We start from the raw sequence: 14,289 nt of genomic DNA, 5'->3' as shown, positions 1-14,289 counted from the left end.
CTTTTTTAATTAATTCTTTTTTTAAAAGTCAAATATTAAGGGGTATCAAGGTAACTCCTTAATATTTGATTTCCTAATGAATTTCTACTTACTTAATAATGTTAGATCAATTTGATTCTAATAATATTGATAATCAAACAAAGGTTTATACTATTAATACTGTATAAGATATTGTTACCAATTAAAAGCCTTGGATTCAATAGTGTTTCTCTTAACTAACTCAAAAAAAGTTCAATTGTGGAAATATCTTTTTATTTTTGACAAAAATAAAAAGCATCCCTCAATACAAAGAGATGCTATATAAAACTTAAAACTATTCAATTTATAAAATGTTCAAACCCCTGCTCCGTTTGTACAAGAGGGAAATATACAGTAGATAAATATTGCTACCCTCGGCAATTAACCAACTGGTAGAAAAGATTTAAGATGCTACTCAAACCAAGTAGAAATGTACCATTATAAGAAAAAAACTTATGCCCACTCTAGTAACCATATTATCTAACACACCCTATACTCAATAGAATATTGTTGTCTTCTTCGTTACAATTTAAAGTTAACATAGTTTTATTTAGCTAATGTTAATTGATTATAAATACTTTATTAATTCAGCAAACGCCCGGATAGTTTATTTCCTTTTTTCATTCAGTCTACTTATTCTTAATTTTTTATAAGTTAGTTATTAAACCTCAGAAACTTGTCGCATTTAAAAGTAGGTCTTGTCAGCTTCACTCGTGGCATCTTGCTATATAGAGTTGCATTAAAAGAAGCCGTTGACAATTGGCTGTGTTGATCTTATACTTTTATATAGCTTGAATAATAAAACCTTTTTGGACGTGGATTTTTCTAGAGTTAGCTCTATTTTCGCCACACAATTGTCAACTGACAATTGTGTGGCTTTTTTGTGTGAAGAAAGGGGAAGAATGAATGAAAACTTGGCAATATGCTTTAATTGTTTTTTTAGGTGGATGCTGTTATGGAGTTTTATCTACATTTGTCAAACTTGCGTATTCGGCAGGTTATTCGGTGACAGAAGTAACAGGTGGCCAATATTTATTTGGAGCATTACTTACATGGACGCTAGTTATCTTTACAAAAAAGAAAAAATCATCTTTAAATCAAGCTATCAAACTATTATTATCCGGAATTCCATTTGGCTTAACAGGTGTGTTTTATTATCAAGCGCTACAAACTCTTAATGCTTCTCTAGCAATCATTTTTTTATTTCAATTTGTTTGGATTGGCACACTTTTCGAGTGGATCTTTTATAAAAAAATACCAACGAAAGGGAAAATCATTGCAATCGGATTTCTTATTATCGGCTCAATTCTAGCTGCGGGCTTAGTTGCAAAGAGTGAAGTTGCTCTGTCTTTACAAGGAACAGCTTGGGGGTTACTTTCGGCTTTGACGTTTACAACTTTTATATTTCTCAGTAGTTCTGTTGGAAATGATACTTCACCAATCCTTAAAAGTGCTTTCTTATCCACTGGTGGTTTAATTGTCGTACTTTTAGTATACCCACCAATGTTTCTATTTGATTTACCTGTCTTAATCGGGGTAGCACCGTATGGTTTATTTCTTGGTATATTTGGTGTTGCTTTACCACCGCTTTTATTTTCTATAGGTATGCCCCATATCGGACCAGGACTTGGCACGATCTTAACTGCATCTGAGCTTCCAGTAGCTGTAACAATGTCTGCGATTATCTTAACTGAACTTGTAAGTTTTTCACAATGGCTAGGAGTTGTGATCATTTTAAGTGGGATTGTAGTCGGCAATGTTCGTTTTACCAGTCTGTCACTCCTTGAAAAAACTTGATTCACATATATTGTTCCACAGAGAAAAACACCACAATTCAAAGCCCACTTTCCAAAAGGAATAGGCTTAGAATTGTGGTAAAACCATTTAGAACAAATTCCTAATTAATGGTCCCGGTTCACAATATAGTTCAATAAATGCTTTAGAAAAGTGGTATTACGGGGCACCTCTTGCAACATTTCTATTGCTACACAGTAATGTTCCCACATCGCTTTTCTTGCACCATCTACACCTAAAATTGACACAAAAGTCGAATTGTTGTTCTCAGCATCTTTTCCAATTGGTTTGCCAAGTAAAGTTAAATCCCCTTCAACATCAAGCAGGTCATCTTTTATTTGAAATGAAATGCCGGCATGGTAGGCGAATTTTCTTAAGTGTTCAATTTCCAATTCTGGTGCATCAGCGAGAATAGCAGGCATGATGAGCGAAGCTTCGAATGCGATGCTAGTTTTATAAAAGCTCATCATATTCAATTGATCTAGTGTTAATTGTTTCCCTTTGGAATCCAAGTCCATCGCTTGTCCCTTACACATATCCTCTGTTATTTGGGCTGAATATTGAATCAATTTAAGCACCGTTTTTGCATCAAACTGGTCAAGAGAAGCTTGTTCCACAATCGCCTTCTGGGTCAAAAAGAGACCCGTTAATTCCGCTATTGAAATGTTATATACCTGATGTAGGGTTGGACGTCCTCTACGGATGGACGCATTATCCTGGGAAGGCAGATCATCGAAGATTAGTGATGCAGTATGCATATATTCCAATGACCTTAAAAGTGGTACAATTGCTGAACGTTTTAATCCATATTCGTTAATGCCCATGATCCAAGTTATGATGGGCCTCAATCGCTTTCCATCACCCTCAAGGCTGTAATTTGCAGCATCAATGATCGGTTCTTTCATAAAAGAATCATGATCGGTTTTAGTGATTTTTAAAATGTTATTTATCTGTATGCGTACGTTTTCGATCGTATCTACAAAGTCTTCCCGCTCTTTCCGTTCATTTTTCAGAATGGTCATTATATGATCTCGGAGCAGTTTATCAAAAAAATCCACATCATTCGCTTTTCGCACCATATTTTGAATAACCCGATTGAATTGCGGGTTTCCAGAAGCGAATAGCTCCATCACTTCATTGTATTTTTTGGTTCCCATTCTTTCTTTAAAGCGTTTCAAACCGTTTATCGCACGATCCAAAATTACTTCACAAGTTTTGGGATCTGAATGATATACGTTATGGATCAAATTGAATATAACCGTCCAGTATAATTCAAAGGGGTTTATTAGATCCAAACGTTTATCATGGTATTTAATATAATAAGTATAAGGTGTTACTGCTCCTTCCTGCATGTCATCGAACATATCTGCAAAATCATCTGCAAGCTGGTTGTATATACCATAAAAGAAAGTACGATTGTCAAATCCCTCATCCTCTGTAGCATTGATTACTGAACGGACAATCAATCGCGACGAAGAGGATTTTAAAATTATAGGAAGATAAAGCTCCTCATTAGTATAATTTGGATTTATCAGATCCTTTACGCGGTCCACTTCCTGAGAATTAAAAAACACATAGGATTGCTCCAGAAAATTATTTCTAGTCTCTAGGGGCTGATGTCCCTTAATATACTCAAAAGCGTCGCGGAGTTCTGAATGAATATATCTGATCAAATCCATGTTTTTTCCGGTCCACTCGCCCAATTCAGGCACAGATCCAGTAATTAGAGTGGTACGTATTAAATCGGAATATTGTTTTTCCTCTTTATCAGATAAGATTTTGGCATCGAGAAGATCGTCAATGAACGGATAGGTCAGACCATAGGAATAACCTAGCCTTATTGCTTTATGTAGTCTCTGAGTCCGTTCTTCCTGCGATATCTCAGCGCTCATCTCTTCGAGCTCGTGCATAATTACCCCAGCAATGATTTTAATTAATTTTCTTTGGGCTTGCTCAGCATCCATTCCCTTAGGAATATTGGCGGAAACTGTCTTTAATTTGTTTAGCACCCAAATCAAAGTGGACTCAATGCCCTCCTTCTGAGCCTCCCGGTACAACCATGCCATGTTAACCGTCTCAGTTTTGTCCCCTTGTTCTTTTACAGTTGAACGAGTCAGGTGATTCTTTAAACTATCAACTACACGCTGAATACTCTTTTGTGTATCAGGTGAGTACAAGGCTTTGCCCAAATCACGCATGAAAATATATGAAATGCTTCGATCTAGATAATTATCTAGTTTACCTGTGTAATTCAGCCATTGGATATAATTGTGATACCCTTTTGAATCAGGTTTTCCTGTTCTACGCGAAAATAGGGATAAAAATGTATGGTGAATATGGTTCTGTTTCCAGGATTGGAAATCATTTGTTAGGGTAGGAACATAGCTCTTTTGCATGAGCTGCTCAGAAAGTGATTTAAAATATTGTGCCGCCTTCTGCTCAGCTAGCCGATAGCATGCATCAGCATTTTTTATTAACTCTTCATTCATTTTATCCATTCCCTCTGTTTTATGTTCTTATATATATGTATGCAATCTCATCCAAACCTATAATGATCCACTCATTTTTCTTTAAACTAACAAAGTATTTTTATCTTTAATAAAAAAGAAGTCGACCTTTTATACTTTAATTTACATAATAATACTCTAGTAAACTGCGCTAAAGGATTTAATGTGACAAAAATGGTCACGAGACAAAAGGATAGTTTTTTTGTCACAATAAATTCACCTTATTATAGAAGGCAAATATATGGCATTCATCTTTGATCATGTTTACAACAAATTTGTGCATCTTGATCAATATCTCTTACAATTGCATACTCATTCCCCCATGTACACATCGTGTTTAAAACAGGTACAAACGAGTTACCTAACTCGGTTAAACTGTATTCAACTTTTGGTGGTACCTCTTTATAAACTTCTCTATAGACAAGCCCATCTCTTTCCAACTGCTTCAGCTGTTCTGTTAAGACTTTTTGTGTAATTCCCGGCATTAACTCATAAAATTCTTTTGTTCGAGTTGCTTTTTGACTTAAGTAAAAGAGAATTAAGCATTTCCATCTTCCGCCTACTATATTCATAAAAATATTTATTCCAGTATTATATTTAACCATGTTCTATTGTTCCTCCTATATAGGTACTTAAAAGTGGCTAACCCACATTAATGTGCGTTATTTTCTCATTAATTATTGCCCACTATAATAAAAGGTGCAACAAATAAAATCTTCGGAGTTGATATGAATGAGTGTAAAAGACATTTTAAGAAAAAGACGTTCCGTTAGACATTTTGATCCAAATTATACAATTAGTTCTGAAATTATCACTACTTTAATTGAGAGTGCAACTAAGTCTCCTAATGGAAATAATATTCAAGCCACTCGATACTTAATCATTGAAGATCCAAAATTACGAGATTCATTGTTACCTTTAGCATTTAATCAACAACAAGTAGTTGAAGCCTCTGTATTAATCGTTATGTTGGGTGATTATCAAGCTTTTGATAAGGATAATATCATTAAGATACATGAAGAAGGGTATCAAGCAGGTTATTTTAATGAGGCATTAAGAGATTTTCTTGCGAATGCTGCCATTAATTACTATGCAGATAAATCACATGAAGATTTGAAGCTGGAATTGACTAGAGACGTAAGTCTTGCTTCAATGTCATTAATTTTATTAGCAAATGAAGCAGGTTTTGAAACGATCACTATGTCAGGTTATAATTCTAAAAATCTAAAGGAGGCTTTAACTATTTCTGATAGATATTTAGACGTTATGCTTATAGCTATTGGAAAAGGCACAAGAGCTGGTCATAAAACGGTAAGACATGATGTTAATAATGTGATACATAAAAATAAAATAGTGTAATTATTTACTCGGTTCAGTGTTCCTGACCTATTAATAGAAAGCGCCAAAACATTTGGCGCTTCTTGTTATATTATACTAGCTAAACCAATACTACTTAACCAATGTTCGTTTGAAAAATTTCCCTCTGGGTTTATTGCTCCACTTCCTAGATTAAGTGTACCAAACTTACAAAATTGACAAATTCATAGGGGCTTCTAGGTTAAAATGCATATCTTGGAAATTGTCACGCCCACCTTCATAACCTCATAGGATAAATTGGGGGTGATGTAGTGACGAGATGGTTAAAGACAGTCATACTGATTTATCTCTCATTCTTGTTTTTTGGGAGCTTTTTAGCTGTTGGTGGATTATGGGTGGGGGCTTTTGAACAATCGCTGCCATTCATTTCTGATATAGAAATCTTTTTGTATTATTTCTTCGCTGGTGCAATTGGGGGCTCATTGCGACACCTTTATATGTTTTGCTCTCATTATATGAAAGGTGAATTAAAAGATTATCGAGAGTGGATTATGTACATTTTTTATCCAATTTTTGCAACAGGAACAGCTGTCGTTGCTGTCACAATTATCCAAAGTGGTATCTTTTCAATTGAATTCACAGAATATGAGGACACCCCTTATGCCCATATAAGCATTGCGTTCTTTGTTGGCTTTGGTTTCAATAGGTTTTTAAATAAGCTGAATACTGTTTCAAAGAATATATTCAAAACAAACGACAATCAAAAGAACAGTAAGTAATTAACTGGTTAATGGCGGTTTACCAATAACAGGAAAAAGCCCAAAAACAAACACGCCATTGCATTTGTTTTTGGGTTTTCTATAAATAAAACATCTTCATGCTCTACAAAGTTAACATCCAATTTATTTTTTCTGCTAACAAACTTGAGACGTTTTCATTAACCATCCCTTCTCTTGTATGGGCTGGTGTAAAGCAGCATATTTTCCCTTTGCCAAAGGAATGCTTCCAGGCTGCGATCGAATCCCCATCGATACCTGTACTCCACAGGTCAACTTCTGTATTTGCTTTATCACAGTGGACAAAATACTGTTCATCTGAAAGGAAAAATGTATTCTCTCCACTTTTTTCATTATCCTTCAACATGTATGTAACCTCTTGAAGTCCTGGTGGATGATAATTAAAATATCCACGCAACATATGAATGTAGTTGCTTTCGCTTGAATATCCAGCCATTCCAGCATGCCAAGCTAGGACACTTCCTCCCTCTATTACGTAGTTTACGAGCTTCGTATCCAATTCTTCGGTTAACCAAGTAATTACCTGTTCATCCCTTGGGTTTAGTTGGTCCATTTTAGCATTGATAAATAAGTCTGGTCTATCACTAAGCACTTGTGAAACTTCCTTATATGTTATGTATTGTAGGTCAATTTCATCTTTGATTGGTAATCTTATCAATGCAGCTTCTAAACCAGCCTTTGCATCATCTGCAGCATGCCAGTAATCTCCTAGTAATGCGACAATTTTCTTCAACTTCCTCTCACCTACCAATTCAATTTATTCCCTTGATAATCAATGTACATATGTTCGTCAATTGCTGGTGCTTTCAATATTTCCTTCATAATTCCAGTTGCCGATTCTGATGAATCAATGGTTGCATCATGATTGAAATCACCCATAATATATGTTTTCACATAACCTGGATGAAAAGCTAAAACCTTTATCCCATATTCCGCCACTTGATTTTGTATAATCGTTAATTGCATGTTTAATGCAGATTTTGACATACAATAGCCATATTCTTTTTTTCTCCAAGAATCTGCAAGACTACCAGCTTCTAATGAAATATTCGCTAAGATTTTACTAGTGCCTTTTACTAATAATGGGACAACAGATTTTGATACACGCAACGGACCTAATGCATTGGTATCATAAAGCTTCATCATATCCTCATAAACAAACTCACCGAAAATATCCTCAGAACGGTCTTTGTAAATCGCTGCATTATTAATAAGTATATCTAATTGACCAGCATTTCTGTTTATATAATTCGCGGCCTCATTAACAGATTCTTGATCCGTTACATCTAACGTAAAAATGTCTAAGTCCTGATCATACTCCTTTTTTAATTCATCAAGCTCAGTCCAATCCGGCATATAACGTCCAGCAAACACTTTAAAATTTGATTCAAGGAAAACCTTTGACAGAGCAAGCCCCAATCCTCTGTCTGCCCCAGTAATATAGACGGTCTTTTTCATTTATCCCAATCCCCCTAATTGTTTAGACTATCGAAATTGAAAGCACTTACAACTATGTATATTTGTATTCTCCATTGGATTTATAATTCCTTGTTCTTTCTACTATTAAATTCATCACTTAGGACAATATGTGAAAATGGGCGAAAAAAAATACCTAAAGTGGTTGGTTCCACCTTATAATGGAACCACTTCAGGTAACGGTAATATTCTTCCAATCGTTTAATAAAAATTTAAACATTAATACCCATTTCCACTAGATTTTTGGGGACTGTCCCCCAATAGATTGATAGTTATAGGTTAAATTTCGATTTTAAATAATGATATACCCCATCTTCATCACATGTAAAATCTGTTACTTCTTCAACTATTTCTTTGATATGATCTGGTGCATTTTTCATTGCAACGGCATGAGGAACAAATTGTAGCATCGGGATATCATTGTCACTATCACCAATCGCCATAACTCCATCCTCAGACAAATCCAAATGTTTTAACAACTGTTTAATTCCTGTTGCCTTGTTTACGTTTGCAACCATCAATTCTACATTGTGTTCTGAAGATATAGATGTAGAAAAATCGATTTCTCGTTTTAATTGTTCAAGCTCATTTTTCCAACTATTTATATGTTCTTTTGTTCTCGCAAAGAAATAAAACTTAGAAAATCGATTTCCCTCTATGGTATCTGTCCAAGCAATCTCTTCTTTAATCGCTTCTTTACGTGAAAGCCACTCATTAATACCCACACTCTCTGGCTTTGGTTCTCTTATTTCATCCTCAACATATTGTTGATCTTGTTTTAACGTCATTCGGGATGCTCCATATGGGAAAAGCTCATAGTATACCTTGGTTTTTCTCGCTTTTTCAATAACGTTTTCTACTAATTCAAGTGATAGGGAATGTTCAAAAACGACTTCCTTCCCCAAGTATCCCGCCATACCATTCGAAGTAACGAATCCATCCACTTGAAAGCCTTCAGGAACTACTCCTGCTATTTCATCAAATGATCTTCCTGTCGCAATAAAAACATTTATTCCTTTATTCCGTATGGCATCAATGATTTCTTTTGTATGTATACTTACCTTATTATGATGATTTAATATTGTTCCATCCATATCTAAGAATATTGTCTTTGTTTTTTGTTCCACTACGATTCCTCCTGCTTTTTGAAAAAGTTTACTAGATAAGTATACACTGTTACTATCTACCTAAAATTACGATTGTAAAAAAGGAACTTTCTATTATACTAAAAGTCCCTTTATTACACTGTATTTCCCCTTTTATTTTATATAAAAGAAGAGCGTTAAAGCTTTAACAGATCCTTGGTGAAAGAACATCTAAACGCTTAATTCCTTTGTTTGTGTTATTTCCTGAGGCTGTTCCTTAATAAGAAATCCACCAAATAAACCAATCATTGAAAAGATAACTGGGATCATAAAGCCATAAAGATAACCAACATTACTTTCTGCAAGTTGAAAATGATCCAATACTTTTCCAAAAAAGCTCGGTAATAGGACGGCACTTAAAAATCCTCCCATATTCGCAAATCCCGAGGCAACACCGACCTCTTTTACATCAAACGACTGGCGAACAATAGCAAATGTTAAGGCGCTTGCGCCATTTCCATATCCGATCAATAAAAAGAGCACCATAAGGATAATGAGAGGCGGCTTTCCGCTAAATAAAAGAAAAGCAGACCAGCTTAGAAAAACAAGCAAATGCACAGTAATATAAGGTATTTTAATTGATTGCATGCGACTAGAAATCCAACTAGTTAAAGGAGCACCAATTAATGCACCAATTAGGCCAATCATAATAAATTGACTTGCACCGGAACGTGTCATATCAAATATATCCATGCCATATGGCACTGCCCACGAACCGATGAATCCTACATATGTTCCTACAGCACCAAAGTGACAGAGAAAAGCTGCCCACGCTTGACGATTCGAAAAAATGCGATTCAATATAACAAGCGTTTTCTCACGTTTATGCTCAGATTTAACTGAAGATGAACTCGTTATAGCATTGTATTTGACCATTCGTTTTGGATATTTAACGAGGACGAAATAGAGTAGAATTCCACAAAGACATAAAATGACTCCCATTGTAAAAAATGACGCTCTCCACCCTGATAAGGCAATCCAAATTGAAAAAGGTACAGTTGCCATCAAGAACCCAAGGCTCCCAGTCATTCCTGCCATACCAAGCAATTTAATAAATTCATTTCCTTTAAACCACTGGCTTAAAATTAAAACGACATTCACCCAAATTGTCGCATCTCCTGTTCCTACTATTAATCTAGCAAGAAATAAAATAGATTCATTAGGTGCTAGACTATAAAGTAACGTCCCTACACCAGTTAGAAGTGTCCCTACAATTAGAAAGAGATTAGGCCCAAAACGATCAGATAATATTCCGATCGGAACTTGCAAACCAGCATATGCAAAAAATTGTATACTTGCAAGCAAACCAATGGTTGACGCAGTTACATTGAAATCTTTCATCAATTGATCTGAAATTAATCCTGGTGCAGTTCTTTGACTTACAATAATAAAATAAGTAAACAATACAGTGGCAAAAACGATCCACCTGAATTTGCTATTTTGTTTGTCCATTTGTCTGTACTCCTGTTAGCTAATATTCCCCTTTCCTAATTATACTCTAGATTTATCTAGTTAGCATCGAGGTCCTTTATTTCCCAACCTAAATTCCGACAAAAAGAGGGTGACTCAAAACCAAAGGGTCAGACCCCTCCAACACAATATATAGCACCTTAAAAGTTAAAGGCTACTATATATTAGTAATGCCGGGAGGTGTCATACCCTTTTGAGTCACCCTCTTTTTAATTCATTCTTTATTTACCATCAACGACTTCTTTTAATATTTCATAAGAGCGTTTTTGTTTGTCTGGATCATAGATATACGAAACAGCCATGATTTCGTCGACATTATATTTTTCTTGAAAACGTGAAAGTTGTTCACGGATCGAATCTTTTCCACCCATTAATGTCACGCTTGACATTGATGTTGCCATTTCTTTTTCGGGCTGACTCCAAATGTGATCCATACTTTCAACTGGGGGACGTAATGGAGTTTGAGAACCACGTACAACATTTAAGAAAAATTGTTGCATCGTTGTTGATTCAAACTTAGCCTCTTCATCCGTTTCTGCGGCAATTACATTTAAACATACCATCATATATGGAGAATCCAGATATTCGGAGGGCTGGAATCGATTACGGTAAATTGAGATTGCTTCTTCCATATATCTTGGTGCAAAGTGAGAAGCAAATACATATGGCAAGCCTAATTTCGCCGCTAAATATGCTGAATCTGTTGAAGAACCAAGGATATAAATTGGTATATTCGAATCAACACCAGGATAAGCTTTTACAAAACCTTGATGTTCCTCAGGACCAAAAAACGTTAGCAAGGCATTCACATCATCAGGAAAGGTATAGACAGAATCATTTTGTGATCTTCTAAGTGCACCTGCAGTCTTCATATCTGTTCCAGGTGCTCGACCAAGACCCAAGTCCAATCGATCTGGATAGATTGCTGCCATCGTTCCAAATTGTTCGGCTACAACTAAAGGTGAATGGTTCGGCAGCATGATCCCACCTGATCCAACACGTATGTGATCTGTATGTTCTAATGTATGTTTTATTAAAATCGAAGTAGCCGAACTCACGAGTGTAGGTGTATTATGATGCTCAGCAATCCAATATCGTGTATAGCCCATTTTCTCAGTTGCCTGAGCTAAATCGACCACCGCTTCAATTGCAGCTTTAGCTCCCTGCCCTTCGCGAATAGGTGCAAGATTTAAGACTGATACGGGTATTTGTATATTTGTCATGTTACTTTATCCTCTCTTAATGAAAATTCCTTACTATCGTAACAATTTAAACGGTGGAAACAAACTTTTTTGCTTGGAGATAAAAACGGTCATAAGGTCTTTCGTTTAACATTCCATCTTCAGACCTTAATTATTAACCTTTTCTCAAGGTAACTAAGAAAGATCATTATTCTATCCGTCCTGAAGGATATACATCCTCCGTAAATAGATAAAAGGTTGCCGTTTAAAAACAACAGCAACCTTTTACTATTATCAACACTCAATAAAAAACATTAGAATAAAATGCCTTTATTTGCAAAATACTATCTATTATATCAACCTATTCCAAACTAAACTAATATCAGGAGTGAAAAAAATGACCAACAAGGAAGAATTTCAACAAGATTCAATTAAATTTAGCATCTGGGATACAAATACTGAAGAAGTACATTTAGAGCAAGAACTAACTAACAGATCAGAGGCATTTAATAAATCTTTGAAAAATTTAGGACAGGCATCCAATTTAAATGATCTTAAATAATTGCCATGATTACACTATTTATGAATAAATGATTTTGATACTTTCGTTTTCACCGATAATCACTTGATTAGTCATTCCAATAAATAATCCTGTTTCAACTACTCCAACTAGTAGCTTTAACGATTCATGAAGACTTTTAGGGTTTGCTATATGATCAAATTGACAATCCAGTATATAGTTTCCATTATCTGATATGAATACTTCCTTTTTCTTTTTTCTTAATGTGGTTACACAGCCAAGTTGAGAAATATGCTTAGCAGTTATCTCCCATCCAAAAGGGAGTACTTCAACAGGTAAAGCTGATTCTCCTAAATGAGAAACCATTTTTGATTTGTCAGCAATGATGATTAATCGATTGGCCGCAGCATTGACTATTTTTTCTCTAACTAGTGATCCTCCACCACCTTTGATGAGATTCAAATCCCCATCTATCTCATCAGCACCATCAATAGCTAAATCAAGCTGCATTGGTTCATGAAAACCTGTTAAAGGTATTCCAAATTCATCTGCCCATCCTGCTGTTCTTTTAGAGGAGGGTATTCCTTTTACTATCAACCCTTCTTTCACCCGTTCACCTAATCTTTTAAGCATCCAGTAAACAGTTGAACCTGAACCTAACCCAATAATCATTCCATCTTCAATTAATTCAACTGATTTTTCAGCTGCCATTTTTTTCTGATAATCGCTTTGTTCAATTAATTTCGTATAATCAAGCTGTTCTGACATACATAATCTCCTTTCCTAAATCGATTAGAATGTTGATTGATTATTTTTACATACACCTTTATTTACAAGGTATTTTGGGGTTTTTCCGATTAGAGCATCTGCTATATTTTGAGCTGTTTTTTGTTTCAATTCCAATTCTGATTCTATTGAATAATAAGCTGAATGTGGACTTAGGATTACATTGTCCATTTTTATTAGTGGGTTATTACTAGAGAGCGGTTCTGTTTCTAATACATCAAGCCCTGCTCCAGCAATTTTCCCAGCTTGTAAGGCTTTTATTAACGCTGATTCATCAATGACAGGTCCACGAGAGGTGTTAATAATAAATGCTTCCGTTTTCATTAAATTGAACTCTGCATCACTTACCATTCCTATTGTGTTATTGTTTAACGGTGCATGAACTGAAAGATAATCGGACTCTTGGCAAAGCGATTCAAGATCTACAAGGTCAACATTTATGGCTTCTGCAGTTTCAGCATGAACATATGGATCATAGGCGATTACCTTTAGACCAAATGCCTGTGCTTTTTTAGCTAGTGCTTTTGGGATATTCCCTAAACCAATCAACCCTAAAGTACGACCATTTAATCGAAAAACAGGTCCGCCTAGTTTATAATCCCAATTCCCACTTTTAACCTCTTTATTATGCTTAACAATCTTTCTCGCTCCAGCAATGAGTAAGGCGAAGGCATTATTTGATACCTCGTCAATACAATAATCTGTCACATTACATACCATTATTCCTCTTTCAGTCGCAGCATTTAGATCAATTGTATCAAAACCAACACCATATCTTGAAATCACTCTGCAGTTCGGCAAGGTATCTATCACTTTACGTGAAATTGGTGCATATTGATTCATGATTCCATCTACTCCTTGAGCAGCTTCTATCACTTCATCTTCGGTGGAACATTGAGCTGTTATCAGTGTCGCACCTACCTTTTCTAAAATTTCTCTCTCTGGCTCCAGAGTTTTGTATGTATAGTCAGTAACCAATACTTTGTATTTACTCATTGTCCTATCCTCCTTTTCCCACTGTTAAAATAAATTAATCTGTCAAATCAATGATTTACTGTTATTTAGTTCAACAAACACTTTCATAAATCCTTGTGTAGACATACTCTTTCAGATCCAATAAATAAAATGCAAAAATCAACAAACAGTGAACATTTACAGAGCCTTATACAAAATAAGCCCCCATTTACCTATAAAGTTAAAGGAGGGCCCATTTATTTATTATTAGAAATTTTACCAGAGTTGGTTAATAAAAGAATACGAGATACTTACTCGTTCCAT

13 protein-coding genes are annotated in these 14,289 nt (G+C 35.3%); 4 read left to right on the top strand and 9 right to left on the bottom strand.

The features are described 5' to 3' along the window. Nucleotides 1-924 precede the first annotated feature (924 nt). On the top strand, nucleotides 925-1,815 hold the full coding sequence (locus WCV66_RS15980; RefSeq protein ID WP_338786059.1) for a DMT family transporter: 891 nt from the start codon (nucleotides 925-927) through the stop codon (nucleotides 1,813-1,815). 104 nt (nucleotides 1,816-1,919) lie between these two features. Here WCV66_RS15980 and WCV66_RS15975 read toward each other — a convergent pair whose 3' ends face one another. Further along, nucleotides 1,920-4,310, bottom strand: coding sequence for a polyprenyl synthetase family protein (locus WCV66_RS15975; RefSeq protein WP_338786058.1), 2,391 nt, complete (start codon nucleotides 4,308-4,310; stop codon nucleotides 1,920-1,922). A 257-nt stretch (nucleotides 4,311-4,567) separates the two neighbouring features. Next, entirely contained in the window at nucleotides 4,568-4,924 is a 357-nt protein-coding gene (locus WCV66_RS15970; RefSeq protein WP_338786057.1) for a winged helix-turn-helix transcriptional regulator, read from the bottom strand. A 127-nt stretch (nucleotides 4,925-5,051) separates the two neighbouring features. Between WCV66_RS15970 and WCV66_RS15965 the strand changes: the two genes are divergently transcribed. Both WCV66_RS15965 and WCV66_RS15960 read left to right on the top strand, forming a co-directional pair. Next, a complete protein-coding gene (locus WCV66_RS15965) occupies nucleotides 5,052-5,678 on the top strand; it encodes a nitroreductase family protein (RefSeq protein WP_066339255.1) in 627 nt (208 codons plus the stop codon). 269 nt (nucleotides 5,679-5,947) lie between these two features. After that, entirely contained in the window at nucleotides 5,948-6,415 is a 468-nt protein-coding gene (locus WCV66_RS15960; protein WP_338786056.1) for a hypothetical protein, read from the top strand. 103 nt (nucleotides 6,416-6,518) lie between these two features. Here the strand turns inward: WCV66_RS15960 and WCV66_RS15955 are convergent, their stop codons facing one another. The 5 genes from WCV66_RS15955 to WCV66_RS15935 form a co-directional block, all read right to left on the bottom strand. Continuing rightward, a complete protein-coding gene (locus WCV66_RS15955; RefSeq protein ID WP_338786055.1) occupies nucleotides 6,519-7,166 on the bottom strand; it encodes a ThuA domain-containing protein in 648 nt (215 codons plus the stop codon). A gap of 11 nt (nucleotides 7,167-7,177) precedes the next feature. Then, nucleotides 7,178-7,891 (bottom strand): SDR family NAD(P)-dependent oxidoreductase, encoded by a 714-nt coding sequence (locus tag WCV66_RS15950; RefSeq protein ID WP_338786054.1) that lies wholly within the window; start codon nucleotides 7,889-7,891, stop codon nucleotides 7,178-7,180. Between the two features lie 290 nt (nucleotides 7,892-8,181). Continuing rightward, nucleotides 8,182-9,003 carry an HAD family hydrolase gene (locus WCV66_RS15945; protein WP_413789672.1) on the bottom strand — a complete coding sequence of 274 codons (822 nt, stop codon included), beginning with the start codon at nucleotides 9,001-9,003 and terminating at the stop codon, nucleotides 8,182-8,184. Between the two features lie 222 nt (nucleotides 9,004-9,225). Beyond that, on the bottom strand, nucleotides 9,226-10,506 hold the full coding sequence (locus tag WCV66_RS15940; protein WP_338786052.1) for an MFS transporter: 1,281 nt from the start codon (nucleotides 10,504-10,506) through the stop codon (nucleotides 9,226-9,228). 239 nt (nucleotides 10,507-10,745) lie between these two features. Next, entirely contained in the window at nucleotides 10,746-11,747 is a 1,002-nt protein-coding gene (locus tag WCV66_RS15935; protein WP_338786051.1) for an LLM class flavin-dependent oxidoreductase, read from the bottom strand. Between the two features lie 355 nt (nucleotides 11,748-12,102). Here WCV66_RS15935 and WCV66_RS15930 point away from each other — a divergent pair, with 355 nt between their 5' ends. Further along, complete coding sequence (locus tag WCV66_RS15930) at nucleotides 12,103-12,267, top strand: hypothetical protein (RefSeq protein WP_338786050.1); 165 nt, start codon at nucleotides 12,103-12,105, stop codon at nucleotides 12,265-12,267. Between the two features lie 18 nt (nucleotides 12,268-12,285). On the opposite strand, the gene rpiA is transcribed toward WCV66_RS15930, so the two are convergent. Continuing rightward, a complete protein-coding gene (gene rpiA / locus WCV66_RS15925; RefSeq protein ID WP_338786049.1) occupies nucleotides 12,286-12,993 on the bottom strand; it encodes a ribose-5-phosphate isomerase RpiA in 708 nt (235 codons plus the stop codon). A 24-nt stretch (nucleotides 12,994-13,017) separates the two neighbouring features. Further along, nucleotides 13,018-14,007, bottom strand: a complete 990-nt coding sequence (locus tag WCV66_RS15920; RefSeq protein ID WP_338786048.1) for a C-terminal binding protein — start codon at nucleotides 14,005-14,007, stop codon at nucleotides 13,018-13,020. Between the last annotated feature and the right edge of the window lie 282 nt (nucleotides 14,008-14,289).

This window comes from Metabacillus rhizosphaerae, assembly GCF_037201795.1.
Taxonomy (GTDB): domain Bacteria; phylum Bacillota; class Bacilli; order Bacillales; family Bacillaceae; genus Metabacillus; species Metabacillus rhizosphaerae.
Note: the sequence above shows the minus strand (reverse complement) of the source record. Positions and strands in the feature narration are given on the sequence as shown.